This is a genomic window from Brevundimonas sp. SL161 (genome assembly GCF_049896985.1).
Taxonomy (GTDB): domain Bacteria; phylum Pseudomonadota; class Alphaproteobacteria; order Caulobacterales; family Caulobacteraceae; genus Brevundimonas.
The window spans coordinates 1-13,189 of record NZ_JAFCVJ010000008.1; the positions used below are offsets into that span (position 1 = coordinate 1).

General features: G+C 68.3%; 10 protein-coding genes. 4 read left to right on the top strand and 6 right to left on the bottom strand.

Annotated features, from left to right (window positions below):
• Both ACP7AU_RS07720 and ACP7AU_RS07725 read left to right on the top strand, forming a co-directional pair.
• Positions 1-546 (top strand): aldehyde dehydrogenase family protein (locus tag ACP7AU_RS07720; RefSeq protein ID WP_426051036.1); only part of this gene is annotated, 546 nt, incomplete at its 5' end.
• 202 nt (positions 547-748) lie between these two features.
• Entirely contained in the window at positions 749-1,657 is a 909-nt protein-coding gene (locus ACP7AU_RS07725) for a hypothetical protein (protein WP_426037758.1), read from the top strand.
• A 7-nt stretch (positions 1,658-1,664) separates the two neighbouring features.
• Here the strand turns inward: ACP7AU_RS07725 and ACP7AU_RS07730 are convergent, their stop codons facing one another.
• Both ACP7AU_RS07730 and secA read right to left on the bottom strand, forming a co-directional pair.
• Positions 1,665-2,831, bottom strand: a complete 1,167-nt coding sequence (locus ACP7AU_RS07730; protein ID WP_426051037.1) for an aminotransferase class V-fold PLP-dependent enzyme — start codon at positions 2,829-2,831, stop codon at positions 1,665-1,667.
• Positions 2,832-2,899: 68 nt separating this feature from the next.
• The gene (secA, locus tag ACP7AU_RS07735) at positions 2,900-5,755 is read right to left on the bottom strand and encodes a preprotein translocase subunit SecA (RefSeq protein ID WP_426051038.1); all 2,856 of its coding nucleotides are present in this window, start codon (positions 5,753-5,755) and stop codon (positions 2,900-2,902) included.
• A gap of 232 nt (positions 5,756-5,987) precedes the next feature.
• On the opposite strand from secA, the gene ACP7AU_RS07740 reads away from it, so the two are divergent.
• Positions 5,988-7,001, top strand: a complete 1,014-nt coding sequence (locus ACP7AU_RS07740; protein ID WP_426051039.1) for a peptidylprolyl isomerase — start codon at positions 5,988-5,990, stop codon at positions 6,999-7,001.
• Positions 6,998-8,398 carry a bifunctional glutamate N-acetyltransferase/amino-acid acetyltransferase ArgJ gene (argJ, locus tag ACP7AU_RS07745; protein ID WP_426051040.1) on the top strand — a complete coding sequence of 467 codons (1,401 nt, stop codon included), beginning with the start codon at positions 6,998-7,000 and terminating at the stop codon, positions 8,396-8,398. Before ACP7AU_RS07740 ends, argJ begins: the two co-directional genes overlap by 4 nt.
• Positions 8,399-8,439: 41 nt before the next feature.
• Here argJ and ACP7AU_RS07750 read toward each other — a convergent pair whose 3' ends face one another.
• From ACP7AU_RS07750 to ACP7AU_RS07765, 4 genes are all read right to left on the bottom strand, one after another.
• A complete protein-coding gene (locus ACP7AU_RS07750; RefSeq protein WP_426051041.1) occupies positions 8,440-9,225 on the bottom strand; it encodes a DUF3313 family protein in 786 nt (261 codons plus the stop codon).
• Between the two features lie 324 nt (positions 9,226-9,549).
• Positions 9,550-10,707 carry a 23S rRNA (adenine(2503)-C(2))-methyltransferase RlmN gene (gene rlmN / locus ACP7AU_RS07755; protein WP_426051042.1) on the bottom strand — a complete coding sequence of 386 codons (1,158 nt, stop codon included), beginning with the start codon at positions 10,705-10,707 and terminating at the stop codon, positions 9,550-9,552.
• 210 nt (positions 10,708-10,917) lie between these two features.
• Positions 10,918-12,219 (bottom strand): ATP-dependent protease ATPase subunit HslU, encoded by a 1,302-nt coding sequence (hslU, locus tag ACP7AU_RS07760; RefSeq protein ID WP_426051043.1) that lies wholly within the window; start codon positions 12,217-12,219, stop codon positions 10,918-10,920.
• A 19-nt stretch (positions 12,220-12,238) separates the two neighbouring features.
• Positions 12,239-13,114, bottom strand: a complete 876-nt coding sequence (locus tag ACP7AU_RS07765) for a DUF4440 domain-containing protein (protein ID WP_426051044.1) — start codon at positions 13,112-13,114, stop codon at positions 12,239-12,241.
• Positions 13,115-13,189: the final 75 nt, after the last annotated feature.

Consider the following 13,189-nt stretch of genomic DNA (forward strand, 5'->3'; position numbering starts at 1 on the left):
CACTACGGCCCCGTCGTCACGGCCCAGCACAAGGCCCGGGTCGAGGGCTGGATCGAGCAGGGGGTGAAAGACGGCGCCGAACTGGTCGTCGACGGCCGCGGCTTCTCGCTGCAGGGGCACGAGCGGGGCTATTTCATCGGCCCGTCGCTGTTCGACCACGTCACCCCGGAAATGGAATCCTACAAGGAGGAGATCTTCGGCCCCGTGCTGCAGATCGTCCGCGCCGCCAGCTTCGAGGAGGCCCTGAGCCTGCCCAGCAAGCACCAGTACGGCAACGGCGTCGCCATCTTCACCCAGAACGGCCGGGCGGCCCGCGACTTCGCCGCCCGGGTCAATGTCGGCATGGTGGGGATCAACGTCCCGATCCCGGTGCCGGTCGCCTATCACACCTTCGGCGGCTGGAAGCGCTCGGCCTTCGGCGACACCAACCAGCACGGCATGGAGGGGGTGAAATTCTGGACCAAGGTCAAGACCATCACCGCCCGCTGGCCGGACTCGGAGCTGGAACACGCGGATTCGAGCTTCGTCATCCCGACGATGGGGTGATCCATTCCTCCCCCATCGGGGGAGGTGGCTTGAAGCTCAGCGTAGAGGCGGATGGGGCTCATCCCGGATTCGGTGTCCGGAGCCGGCCCCCTCTACCGCTTGGCGGTCCCCCTCCCCCGCTGGGGGAGGAATAGAGCAGGCGACGCAATTCGGTGTTAAGCGTTAAGCTCGCACATATGCTGAAGCTGGAGCGCTCCCCCGCATGCGTCGCTTTCTGATCTGGTCCGCCCTGGCGGTGGTCATCGGCCTGGCCCTGGCCGGCGGAGGCTATTGGGCCTACTGGAATTTCTACGCCCGGTTCCAGCCGGTCACGATCAGCCGCAACCAGGCCGAGATCCAGCGCCTGCTGGACGAGGCGTCGTGGGTGTCCGGCGGCGGGGGCGGCGAGCCCCTCTACATCATCGGCTATCGCGACAGCGCCTCCACCCAGCGCTACGAGCGGGAAGAGACGGAGAAACTGCGCGCCGGCGGCGTGGAGGCCCGCGTGGTCGTCTTCGCCCGCCCGGACCGCGAGGGTCAGGTCCAGTCGACCCCCGCCGAACGGGCCACGGTGGCCGAGCTGTGGCTGAGCCGCGACTGGAGCCTCTATCAGCGCTGGACCGCCACTCCGTCACGCAACTGGACGGCGGCGGGCATTCCGGCGGCCGATGGCAACCTGGCCCGCTCCGCCGTGGTCGAGGCCAGCCGCCAGTTCGTCACCCGATTGAACGCGCTGCTGCGCGATGCGGGCGCCCCGACCGGCTATCCCCTGGTGATCTGGCGCGACCGGGACGGCTTCATGAAGGCCTGCGCCTGCGCCGACAGCCGGTCCTGGGCCTTCATCCGCGACGACTTCTCGGCCCCTGACGTGGTCGCCCCGGCAGGCCTGGGAGAACCCGGCCCGGCCATCCCGCCCACCGTGCCGACACCCGGCGACGGCACGCCGGAAAGCCTGCCCTATCCGACCCTGGGGCCGATCCCGCCCGCCGGGGAGGGGATTCCGCCCCTGCCGGGGACGGCCCGGCCGGGCGCGGCGCCCGGAACCACCCCTGCCCGCCCGACCACGCCGCCGCGCACCACGCCGGCCGCTCCGCCGCAAGCGACGCAGCAGGAAGACACGACCTTCTTCTAGGCGGCCGTCAGAACAGGCGTTTGCAGACGCCGATCAGCCGTTCGACGTCCTCGTCGGTCTGATAGAGGCCGAAGCCGAAGCGGATGACCTCGTCGCGCACGTCGGTGACGACATTGGCGGCCAGCAGATCGGCTCGCCAGCGCTGGGCGTCCCTGTGCTTCAGGGCCAGGAACCGGGCGCGCGGCCGGTTGTCGCCCATGATCGGGTTCAAAACCTCGGCCTCGCCCAGAGCGCCGCACTCTCCGGCCGCCAGGGCCCGGGCGAACCGCGCCTGCAACCGATCGGCGTGGGCCGAGACGGCTGCCGTCGTCAGCCCCTGTTCGTCCAGCATCCGCCGCACGCCGTTGAACCGGTACAGCGGAGTCGCATCGAACGTCGCGCCCCAGAACCGCCCTGCGTCGCCCCGGTACTGAACGCCCTCGGGCGGTCCCATCAGATTGCCGAACTCGGCGAACCAGCCGGTCGCCACAGGCCGCTCGCAGAAGCCGGCCGGCGCGTGCAGGAAGCCTGCGCCCTCGCCCGTCATGGCGTATTTGTAGCCGCCGCCAACGTAGAAGATCTTGTCCGCCAGTGCCGACAGGTCCGTCGGCGTGGCCATGAAGCCGTGATAGCTGTCGACGATCGCCCACGGCCCTTCCGGTTTCGCCAGCGCCGCCAGGTCGTCGATGCAGCCAATGGCCTGGCCCGTCTTGAAGAAGACCTGGCTGACCACGATCACGTCGTGACCGCCCGCCTGCGCCGCCGCCGTGAACCGCGCGTCGAAGGTCTCGAACGGCTCCAGCGGCACGCGCGCGACGACGGCGTCGCCGCTCTCCTCCCAGCGCTCGGCCTGACGGCGAAAGGCGTGGAACTCGCCGTCCGTGGTCAGGATGCGGACGGGCTTCGTCTCCCAGCCTGAGAAGATGCGGATCAGGAATTCATGAGTGTTCGGCGCGAAGACCACCGTCTCCGGGTCCGGCAGACCCAGCTCCTTGGCGATATGTCTCTGCGCCTCGGGCACGACCTCGCCGAAGATCAGATCCCATTTGCGGTCGGCGAAATGGTTGGCCTCGACCCAGGCCCGCACCTGTCCGTCGAACGAGGCGTCCGGCCACAGATGGTGGCTATGCGCCGCGAAATGCAGTCGCTCGGGATCGAGGGTGAGGGCGCGCGAGAAGAGGTGTTTGTAGGTCATCTCCCCTCTTCCCCCAGACGACGCCCGCGCTCAAGCAGCGAGCGACCGCGTCGCTCGCGTTAACGCCCTTAAACCAGCGCCCCGTGGCAGTGCTTGAACTTCCGGCCCGAGTGGCAGGGGCAGTCGGCGTTGCGGGGCGTGCGCTCCCAGCCGGCCGGCAGAAGCTCGACGGGAAGGCGCGAACGGGCGTCGCCGGTCAGCTGCCCCTCGGGATTCTGGGCCAGTGGATCCGCCATCTCGTTGACGCCGGTGCCGGGGTTCAGGTGGATTTCCTGGAACTCCGGCATCTCCATCGCCGGCGGGGCCTCGAAGCGGAACTCCACCGTCATCAGCCAGCGCGTCACATTGTGGCGCAGCTCGTGCAGCAGGGTCTCGAACAGCGAGAAGGCCTCGGTCTTGTACTCGTTCAGCGGATCGCGCTGGCCGTAGCCGCGTAGGCCGATGACGCCGCGTAGATGGTCCAGATGCACCAGATGCTCGCGCCACTGCATGTCGATCATCTGCATCAGGAACTGCTTCTCCAGTCCCCGGGTCTGGGTCTCGCCCAGTTGCGCGAGTCGATCGGCGGCGCGCGCCTCGGCGGCGGCCTGGATACGCTCCTCGACCTCCTCGTTCGACACGCCTTCCTCGGCGGCCCAGTCGTGCAGCGGCAGGTCGAGACCGAGCGTGGACTTCACCTTCTCGTCAAGGCCGTCGATGTCCCACTGTTCGGCATAGGCCTTGGGCGGCATGAAGCGATCAACCAGGTCGGTGACCACGTCGCGACGGAACTCCCCGACCAGTTCCGACAGGTCCGTGGAGTCCATGAACTCCTGGCGCTGTTCGAACACGGCCTTGCGCTGGTCGTTCACGACGTCGTCGTATTTCAGCAGATTCTTGCGGATGTCGTAGTTGCGGGTCTCGACGCGCTTCTGGGCGGTTTCGACGGCGCGGTTGAGCCAGGGATGCGAGATCGCCTCGCCCTCGGCCACGCCGAAGCTGCGCATGATCGCATCCAGACGATCGCCGGCGAAGATGCGCAGCAGGTCGTCCTCGCACGACAGGTAAAATTTCGACGTGCCGGGGTCGCCCTGACGGCCGGTTCGGCCGCGCAGCTGGTTGTCGATGCGGCGGCTTTCATGGCGCTCGGTGCCGAGGACGAACAGGCCGCCGGCGTCCAGGGCGATCTTCTTCTGGACGGCGATGTCGGCCTTCAGCCGGGCCTCCTCGACCTTCAGCATCTCCGGCGTCACCTCGACGGCCAGGTTCCGCTGGTCGAGGCGGTATTTCTCGAGACGCATCTCGAGGTTGCCCCCCAGCTGGATGTCGGTGCCGCGACCGGCCATGTTGGTGGCGATGGTCACCGCGCCCGGCAGGCCGGCGTCGGCCACGATGAAGGCCTCCTGCTCGTGCTGGCGGGCGTTCAGGACGTTGTGCGGGATGCCCTTGAACTTGGTCTCGTATTTGATGTCGTAGGCGGCGTCGCCGACCTTGGCGGCCTCCTTGTCCTTGCCGACGAATTCCTTCTTCAGCGTGCGCGAGATCTCGACCTTGTGCTCGTATTTGTCGAGCAGGGCCGAGAGCTGTTCGGACTTCTCGATCGAGACCGTGCCGACCAGGATCGGCTGGCCGCGCTCGCGGCAGTCGGCGATCTGCTGGGCGATGGCCAGGTTCTTCTCGGCATAGGTCCGGTAGACCTCGTCGTCATAGTCGATGCGCAGAACCGGGCGGTTGGTCGGCACTTCCAGGACGTCCATCTTGTAGATGTCGAGGAATTCCTGGGCCTCGGTCGCGGCCGTGCCGGTCATGCCGGACAGCTTCTCGTAGAGCCGGAAATAGTTCTGGATCGTCACCGAGGCCAGGGTCTGGTTCTCGGGCATGATCTTGACGTCCTCCTTGGCCTCGATGGCCTGGTGGAGGCCCTCGGACAGACGGCGTCCGGTCATCATCCGGCCGGTGAACTCATCGATCAGGACGACCTCGCCGGCCTTGATGATGTAGTCCTTGTCCTTCTGATACAGGGTGTTGGCGCGCAGGGCCTGGTTGACGTGGTGCACCAGGCTGATGTTGGCCGCGTCGTACAGGCCCGTTGTGTCCTCGGCGAAATGGCCGCCGGCTTCCAGCAGCTGCTCGACCTGTTCGGAGCCCTCTTCCGTCAGCAGGGCCTGACGCTGCTTCTCGTCGAGGTCGAAGGTCGAGGTGTCCTTGATCAGCTCTTTGATCAGGGTGTCGCAGATCTTGTAGAGGTCCGACCGGTCCTCGGTCGGGCCCGAGATGATCAGGGGCGTGCGCGCCTCGTCGATCAGGATGGAGTCGACCTCGTCGACGATGGCGAAATGGTGCGGACGCTGCACCATCTCCTTGCGGTCATAAACCAGGTTGTCGCGCAGATAGTCGAAACCGAACTCGTTGTTGGTGCCGTAGGTGATGTCGGCGGCGTAGGAGGCCTGACGCTGACCGGACGACAGACCGTTGACGATGACGCCCACTTCCAGGCCCAGGAAGCGATAGACGCGTCCCATCCACTCGGCGTCGCGGCGGGCCAGATAGTCATTCACGGTGATGACGTGGACGCCCTTGCCGGACAGGGCGTTCAGATACACCGGGGCCACGGCCACAAGCGTCTTGCCCTCGCCCGTGCGCATCTCGGCGATGCCGCCGTCGTGCAGGATCATGCCGCCGGTCAGCTGCACGTCGTACTGGCGCTGGCCCAGGACACGCTTGGAGGCTTCGCGCGACACGGCGAAGGCCTCGTTCATGATCTTGTCCAGCGTCTCGCCGGCTGCGACCCGGTCCTTGAAGGTCTGCGTCATCATCCGCAGCTCGTCGTCCGACAGGGCGGCGAATTTCGGCTCCAGATCGTTGATTTTCTGAACCCGGCTCATGAAGTCCTTGACCTTGCGGTCGTTGGAAGAGCCGAAAAATTTCTTGGCGAAGCCGAGCATGGGCGATCCGGTGGCGATCGAGCGGTCTAGAGCTCTGGAATTTGCCCATGAGGGGCGGCGATGAGACGCCGCGAGAGGGGCTGCCGGGCAAGGCGGCGAAACACGCCGCGCATACGATCGAAAACCCCTCGACTTGGGCGCAGGCGGGACTTAAGCACCGGCCATACCCCTGTCAACGCGAGGGGCCTGGCGGCCCGGCGTTTGGACCCCTTCACGCGGGACGGAGCGTCCGATGCGACATTCGCGCAACCCTTTGGTTTTCCTCGGCCTCGCGCTGGTCCTGACGGTGGCGGCCTGCGGGCGCGGCGGGGGCGACGATCGCGCGCCGGAACCGGGCGACCGAGCCGTGGCCAAGGTGCAGGACCAGACCATCTGGGCCTCCGACGTCAAGCGGGAGGCGGTGGCCCAGGGTCTGGTCGGCGAGGGCGAGCCCCTTGACGTCACCTCGGACCTGTTCCGCCGGGTGCTGGACGAGGTCATCGACCAGAAGCTGCTGGCCCGCGAGGCCGAACGCCGCGGCCTGGACAACTCCGCCCTGGCCCAGCGCCGGCTGGAGGCGACCCGCGAGCGCATCCTCGGCGACATGCTGGTGGAGAACGTCGTCAACGGCGCCATCTCGGACCAGGCCGTCCAGACCCTGTACCAGGAGCAACTTCGCCTCGCCCGCACTTCGGAGGAGATCCGCGTGCGCCTGATCCTGTCGCGGACGAAGCCCGAGGCTGACGCCGTCATCGGCATCCTGGGCCAGGGCTCCAGCTTCGAGGCCGTGGCCCAGGAACGCTCCATCGACGAGGCAACCCGGTTCTCCGGCGGCGACCTCGGCTATTCCACCGCCGACGTCATGCCCCAGGCCTATGCCAACGCCCTGCGTGACGCCGCCGCCGGTTCGACCGTGGGTCCGTTCCAGACCGAGGGCGGCTGGGCCGTCCTGCGGGTCGAGGACCGCCGCCGCGAGAGCCCGCCGACGCTCGATCAGGCCCGGCCCCAGATCGTCCGTTACCTGACCTATGAAGGCGTGCGTCAGCTGCTTGAGGAACTGCGCGGCAAGGCGAAGGTCGACGTGCTGCTGGCCGCCGAGAGCGGCGCGCCCCAGGAACCCGCCTCCGCCGCGCCTGCGCCTGGCCCGACCCCGACGGCCCCGACGGCCCCGACCGCTACGGCCCCGGCGCCCACGGTCGCGCCGGTCGCGACGCCCACGCCCGCCGCCCCGTCCACAGCGACCACTGCGAAAGCCGCCGCCCGGTGAGCAACGACGCGAAGAAGCCCGGCTCGACCGGCAAGGCCATCGAGCACGCCATCGAAAAGGCCCTCGACCCGCTGGCCTCGGCCATCAAGCGCGCCACCCAGCCACAGCCGGTCACGCCGCCGCCCGCCGCCCCCGGCAAACCCGGCCTCAAGATCTCGCCGCTGGCCGTGCCCTTCCCGGCCATTCCGCCCATCGGCGGGGTCGAGATCACCACTGCCCGCGCGGGCTTCTACAAGCATGAACGCGACGACCTGACGATCTTCCGTTTCGCCCGCGGCACGACCTGCGCCGGCGTCTTCACCCGCCACAAGGTCGGCTCGGCTCCGGTGGACTGGTGCCGTCGACAACTCGACGCGCCCGGAGGCGGGCTCGACGTCCGGGCCCTGGTGGTCAACGCCGGCTGCGCCAACGCCTTCACCGGCAAGGCCGGAGCCGACGCCGCCCGCCGCACGGCCTCCGAGGTCGCCAAGCGCTTCGGCTGCCGCCAGCGCGATGTCATGCTGGCCTCGACCGGCGTGATCGGCGTCCTGCTGGACGACAAGAAAATCGCCGCGCGGCTGCAGGAGGTCGAGACGAAGCTCGATTCCGACGTCCCGCCGACGGCGCAGTGGGCCGCCGCCGGTCGCGGCATCATGACCACAGACACCTTCCCCAAGGGGTCCTATGCCGAGGCGACCATCGACGGCTTCAAGGTTCGCATCGCCGGCATCGCCAAGGGCTCGGGCATGATCGCGCCCGATATGGCGACCATGCTGGGCTTCATCGTCACCGACGCCAGCATCCACCCGACCGTGCTGCGGGCGCTTCTGGGCCTGCACGTCCGCACGACCTTCAACAGCGTCACCGTCGACGGCGACACCTCGACCAACGACACCTGCCTGCTGTTCGCCACCGGGGCCTCGGGCGCGCCGCGCATCGGCCGGGTCGGCGACCGTCGCCTGAAGGACTTCTCGGCCGCCCTCGACAAGGTCATGCTCGACCTCGCCCATCAGCTGGTCCGGGACGGCGAGGGGGCGACCAAGTTCGTCCGCGTCACCGTTGACGGCGCGGCCTCGCCTGCCTCGGCCCGCAAGCTCGCCAAGTCGATCGCCGACAGCCCCCTGGTCAAGACGGCCATCGCCGGCGAAGACGCCAACTGGGGCCGGGTCGTCATGGCCGTCGGCAAGACCGATGAGCCGGTCGACCGCGACCACCTCGCCATCCGCTTCGGCCCCCACGTCGCCGCCGTCGACGGCGCCGTCTCCCCGACCTACGACGAGGCGAAGATGAGCGCCTATATGAAGAACGCCGAGATCGACATCAGCGTCGACGTCGGCTTGGGCCGCGCCTCCGCCACCGTCTGGACCTGCGACCTGACCAAGGGCTACATCGAGATCAACGGCGACTACCGGAGCTGACCGCGGGTCATTCCTCCCCGGTGGGGGGAGGAATGGTCCAGCTACTGCGGTGTCTGGGGCCTGACGCCCTGGGTCTGGGGCACATAGAGGCCGGTGACCGCCCGCGTGATGAAGCCGCCCGGCTGGTTGCGGGGACCGAAACGTTCGCAGGGATCGGGCGTGGCGATGGCGCGCACCTTGCGATCCCTGGGGGCGAAGCTGTCGCCGACCTGGTCTCCGAACAATTCAGCGAACTGCAGGGCGTCGCCGACCCGCGACCGGGACGGCGTGTCCATGCCCACGACATTGGCCGAGCGGGCCCAGGCCAGGGCCGCGACCCGGGTCCCGCCCACGGCGATCAGTTCGGCCTCTGCGGCCAGGGTTCCGGTCGTGCCGGGCGCGCGCACGCCGATCGGGCCGGGGATGAAGAAGTTGGCCACTGCCGCCGCGCCGGAACCCGTGGGCTCGGTCGGAACGATCCGCGTGACGGCGGCGCGGACGCGGGCGGCGTCGGCGGTCGGCTGCGGCACGATCGTGAACCGTTCGCTGATCTCGTAGCAGACCTGACGATCCACCTCGCCCAGCACCATCGCCACGTCGGCCGGAGCGATGCCGTCAGCCGCGCCGGCGGTCAGGACCGAGGGCTCGACGAAGACGCGTTCGATGGCCTGCGCGGCAGTGTCGTCGCGGCGGTCACGCACGGAGACGCGCAGCGTGCCCTCCTTGGTCTGCAGGCCGTCATAGCTCTGCAGGAAGCCGCCGTCGGCCGCAGGGGCCGTCTGGCAGGCGGCGAGGGCGAACGCGCCTGCAAGGATCACGGGAGCGGTTCGAAGAAGGCGATGGGTCATGGTGCGTATCCGCAGAGGAGGTGGCGGCTTAACACCGCAGCGACTGAAAAGATCACCCGCCGATTGTCGCTGGGGCGTTCGGCGGTCAAAGGGACTCAAAGGGGCGCGGCCCTGGAGGTCCGCGCTCCAAGGGCGCCGAAACTCACCCGTCGAACGCTCACATCTAGGGCAGGCGCCGCGCTTTGCGCGAACGGCTGTGTTGGCTGGCGCATTTGCGGTGTCGGCGGTTCACGTCGCCAAAAGATTGCCGTTCACCGCCGCTCGAATTCAGCCATGAGATTGCGGTTTCAGCCATGTCGCGATTGGCGGTCATCGCAGGCGCGCTCAGGCTGCCGCCTGCTCGGCCTTCCTGAGCGTCGACGCCCGGACCTTTTCGCTTTCGGACTTCAGCTGGCCGCAGGCGGCGAGGATGTCGCGTCCGCGCGGGGTGCGGATGGGCGAGGCGTATCCGGCCTTGTTGAGGATGGCGGCGAACCGTTCGATCGTCTTCCAGTCCGAGCACACGTAGTCCGTGCCGGGCCAGGGGTTGAACGGGATCAGGTTTACCTTGGCCGGGATGCCCTCGATCAGCTTCAAGAGGGCGCGGGCCTCGTCGGGGCTGTCGTTGACGCCCTTCAGCATCACATATTCGAACGTCACGCGCCGTGCGTTGGAGAGACCCGGATAGGCGCGGATGCCGGCCATCAGAGCTTCGAGATTGTACTTCTTGTTCAGCGGCACCAGGACGTCGCGCAGGGCGTCGTTGGTGGCGTGCAGGCTGATCGCCAGCATGGCCTGGGTGCGGGTTCCGAGCGGGTCGAGCTGGGGCACGACGCCCGAGGTAGAGACCGTGATCCGGCGGCGCGACAGGGCGATGCCCTCGTTGTCCGAGATGATGTCGATCGCGTCGGCGACGTGGTCGAGATTGTACAGCGGCTCGCCCATGCCCATGAAGACGATGTTCGACAGGCGGCGGTCTTCCTTGGGCGACGGCCATTCGTTCAGGTCGTCACGGGCGACCTGGACCTGGGCCACGATCTCGGCGGCGGTCAGGTTGCGGACCAGGGCCTGGGTGCCCGTGTGGCAGAAGGTGCAGTTCAGGGTGCAGCCGACCTGGGACGAGACGCACAGGGCGCCGGCGCGGCCGACATCCGGGATGTAGACCGTCTCGATCTCGATGCCCGGGGCCGTGCGGATCAGCCATTTGCGCGTGCCGTCGGCCGAGACCTGACGCTCGACGATCTCGGGGCGGGCCAGGGTGAAGGCGCCGGCCATGGCCTCCTGGGCGGTGCGGGCGATATTGGTCATCGCCGTGAAGTCGGTGACGCCATAGTGATGAATCCAGCTCCACACCTGCGACGCGCGCATCTTCGCCTTCTCGGGCGGGCAGATGTCGGCGTCGATCAGCGCCTGGCGCAGGCCCGAGCGTGTCAGACCGCTGAGGTTGACGGGGGCCTGTTTGGCCGGGGCAGAAGTGCGCGACAGGTCGAGCGTAACGCTCACGGGCGGTGATCCTGGGTGAAGGGGAACGCCCCCTATAGCACGGTTCGGGCTCGATTTAAGGCGTACGCTTTCTCCCTCCCCTTCATGGGGAGGGTGGCCGAGCGAAGCGAGGTCGGGTGGGGTTCGACCGGCGGTGCGAAACTCACGATTCGGACCCCACCCTGACCGCTGCGCGGTCGTCCCTCCCCATGAAGGGGAGGGAGAAGGGCGTCACAAAATAAACCGGCTCAGATCCGCATTCTTCGACAGGTCTCCGACCTTGTCACGCACGGCGTCGCCGTCGAAGACCAGCGTCTGGCCCGACAGGTCTGAGGCCTTGAACGAGGTCTCCTCCAGCACCCGCTCAATCACGGTCACCAGCCTCCGCGCCCCGATGTTCTCGACCGCGCCGTTCGCCGCCACCGCCGCGTCCGCCATCGCCTCGACCGCGTCGGGGGTGAAGGTCAGGGTCACGTCCTCGGTGGCCAGCAGTGCCTGGTTCTGACGGATCAGATTGGCCTCGGGCTCGGTCAGGATGCGCACGAAGTCGTCGCGGGTCAGGGCTTTGAGTTCGACCCGGATCGGCAGGCGGCCCTGAAGCTCGGGCAACAGGTCCGAGGGCTTGGCGACATGGAAGGCGCCCGAGGCGATGAACAGGACGTGGTCCGACTTCACCGGTCCGTATTTGGTCGAGACGGTGGTGCCCTCGATCAGGGGCAACAGGTCGCGCTGCACGCCTTCGCGGCTGACGTCGGTGCCGCCGCGATCCTGACGACCGGCGACCTTGTCGATCTCGTCGATGAAGACGATGCCTTCGTTCTCGGCCAGCAGCAGGGCTTCGCGGGTCAGACTGTCCTGATCCAGCAGTTTGTCGCTCTCCTCAGTCACCAGCGGGGCGACCGCGTCCTTGACCGTAGTACGGACCGATCTCGTGCGCCCGCCGCCGAGCTTGCCCAGCATGTCCGAAAGGTTGAGCAGTCCGACATTGCCCCCGCCGCCGACATCCAGCCCCTGAATCGGCGACGAGGTGTCGGCCAGCTGGATCTCGATCTCCTTGTCGTCCATTTCGCCGGCACGGAGCTTCTTGCGGAAACTGTCGCGGGTGGCCGGTTGCGACCCCGGACCGACCAGGGCGTCAAGGATGCGCTCCTCGGCGGCCGCCTCGGCCTTGGCGCGGACGCCGGTGCGGCGGGCGTCACGGACCATGACCAGGGCGGCCTCGACCAGGTCGCGCATGATCTGGTCGACGTCGCGGCCGACATAGCCGACCTCGGTGAACTTGGTCGCCTCGACCTTCAGGAAGGGCGAGCCGGCGAGGCGGGCCAGGCGACGTGCGATCTCGGTCTTGCCGACCCCGGTCGGGCCGATCATCAGGATGTTCTTGGGCGTGACCTCGTCGCGCAGGTCGTCGGGCACGCGCTTCCTGCGCCAGCGGTTCCTCAGGGCCACGGCGACGGCGCGCTTGGCGTCGTGCTGGCCGACGATGAAGCGGTCGAGTTCGGAGACGATTTCGCGGGGGGACAGATCGGTCATGGTCCGCAGATAGTCGCTGTCAGCCCGCAGCGGGAGGGGGCGGAGGCGGCGGATCCGCCAGGATCTGGGCGAACACCAGCACCCAGCCCATCGAGCGCTTCTGCCACAGGTGGACGTAGTGGCCGGCGAGCGGAGTCTCGTCGCGGGTCCACAGGGCGCGACCATAGGTCCAGACCATGTCGCCGGCAGCCGACGATCCACCGCCGAACGGGGCGCTGAACTCGAAACGGCGCGGCCAGGCGTCGAGCGCGGCGGGGAAGGCCCCGGCGCCGATCGCTGGAGGCAGCGGGGCGACATAGAGGCGACCGTCAGGGGCCAGCAGGGCCAGGTGGGCCTCTTTCTGATCGCGCGTTACGGCGGCGGCCAGCACGGCCTCGACGGCGCGCACCTCGGACATCGCGGCATCCGGGCTGAACGATTCCAGGATGGAGGTGGGCAGCAGCAGGGGCTCGGTCCCGGGGCTGGGAACGTCGGCGGCGCTCGCAGCGACCCCGCCGTCATAGATCCATTTCCACGAGCCGTCGGCCTGGCGCTTCCAGATCGTGAAGTAGTGGCCGGTGCGTGCGCCGCTGATCTCGACCCCGCCGGTAGTGAAGCCCAGGTCGCCGGACTTCGAAATCCCCGCCCAGTTCGGCCACCAGACCAGAGACGGCGCGGCCGGATCGAAGACGGCGGCGGGGTCGAGAATGTCGTGCGCCAGTCGCGGCGCTCCGCCCACGATCATGATCGCGTCGTCCGCCGACCATTTCAGGAAGGAGCCGTCGACGCCCATCGTCAGGCCGTCGGCCGCGAAGGCGCGCTCGGCCGCCACGATGGACGAGGCCTCGGCCGGCTGTGCCGTGACAGGGCGGGCGAAGGCCAGCAGCAGGGTGACGAGAACGATCAGACGAGGCATGGGAGCTCCAGCCTTCAGTCATGCCGGGATCGGCGTGGATGTCCCGTTAAATCGCGGAAACCCCCGGGCGCACAT

Coding starts and splice junctions, on each gene's coding strand:
- ACP7AU_RS07725 (WP_426037758.1), top strand. CDS start 749: ATGCGTCGCTTTCTGATCTGGTCCGCCCTGGCGGTGGTCATCGGCCTG.
- ACP7AU_RS07730 (WP_426051037.1), bottom strand. CDS start 2,831: ATGACCTACAAACACCTCTTCTCGCGCGCCCTCACCCTCGATCCCGAG.
- secA (WP_426051038.1), bottom strand. CDS start 5,755: ATGCTCGGCTTCGCCAAGAAATTTTTCGGCTCTTCCAACGACCGCAAG.
- ACP7AU_RS07740 (WP_426051039.1), top strand. CDS start 5,988: ATGCGACATTCGCGCAACCCTTTGGTTTTCCTCGGCCTCGCGCTGGTC.
- ACP7AU_RS07750 (WP_426051041.1), bottom strand. CDS start 9,225: ATGACCCATCGCCTTCTTCGAACCGCTCCCGTGATCCTTGCAGGCGCG.
- hslU (WP_426051043.1), bottom strand. CDS start 12,219: ATGACCGATCTGTCCCCCCGCGAAATCGTCTCCGAACTCGACCGCTTC.
- ACP7AU_RS07765 (WP_426051044.1), bottom strand. CDS start 13,114: ATGCCTCGTCTGATCGTTCTCGTCACCCTGCTGCTGGCCTTCGCCCGC.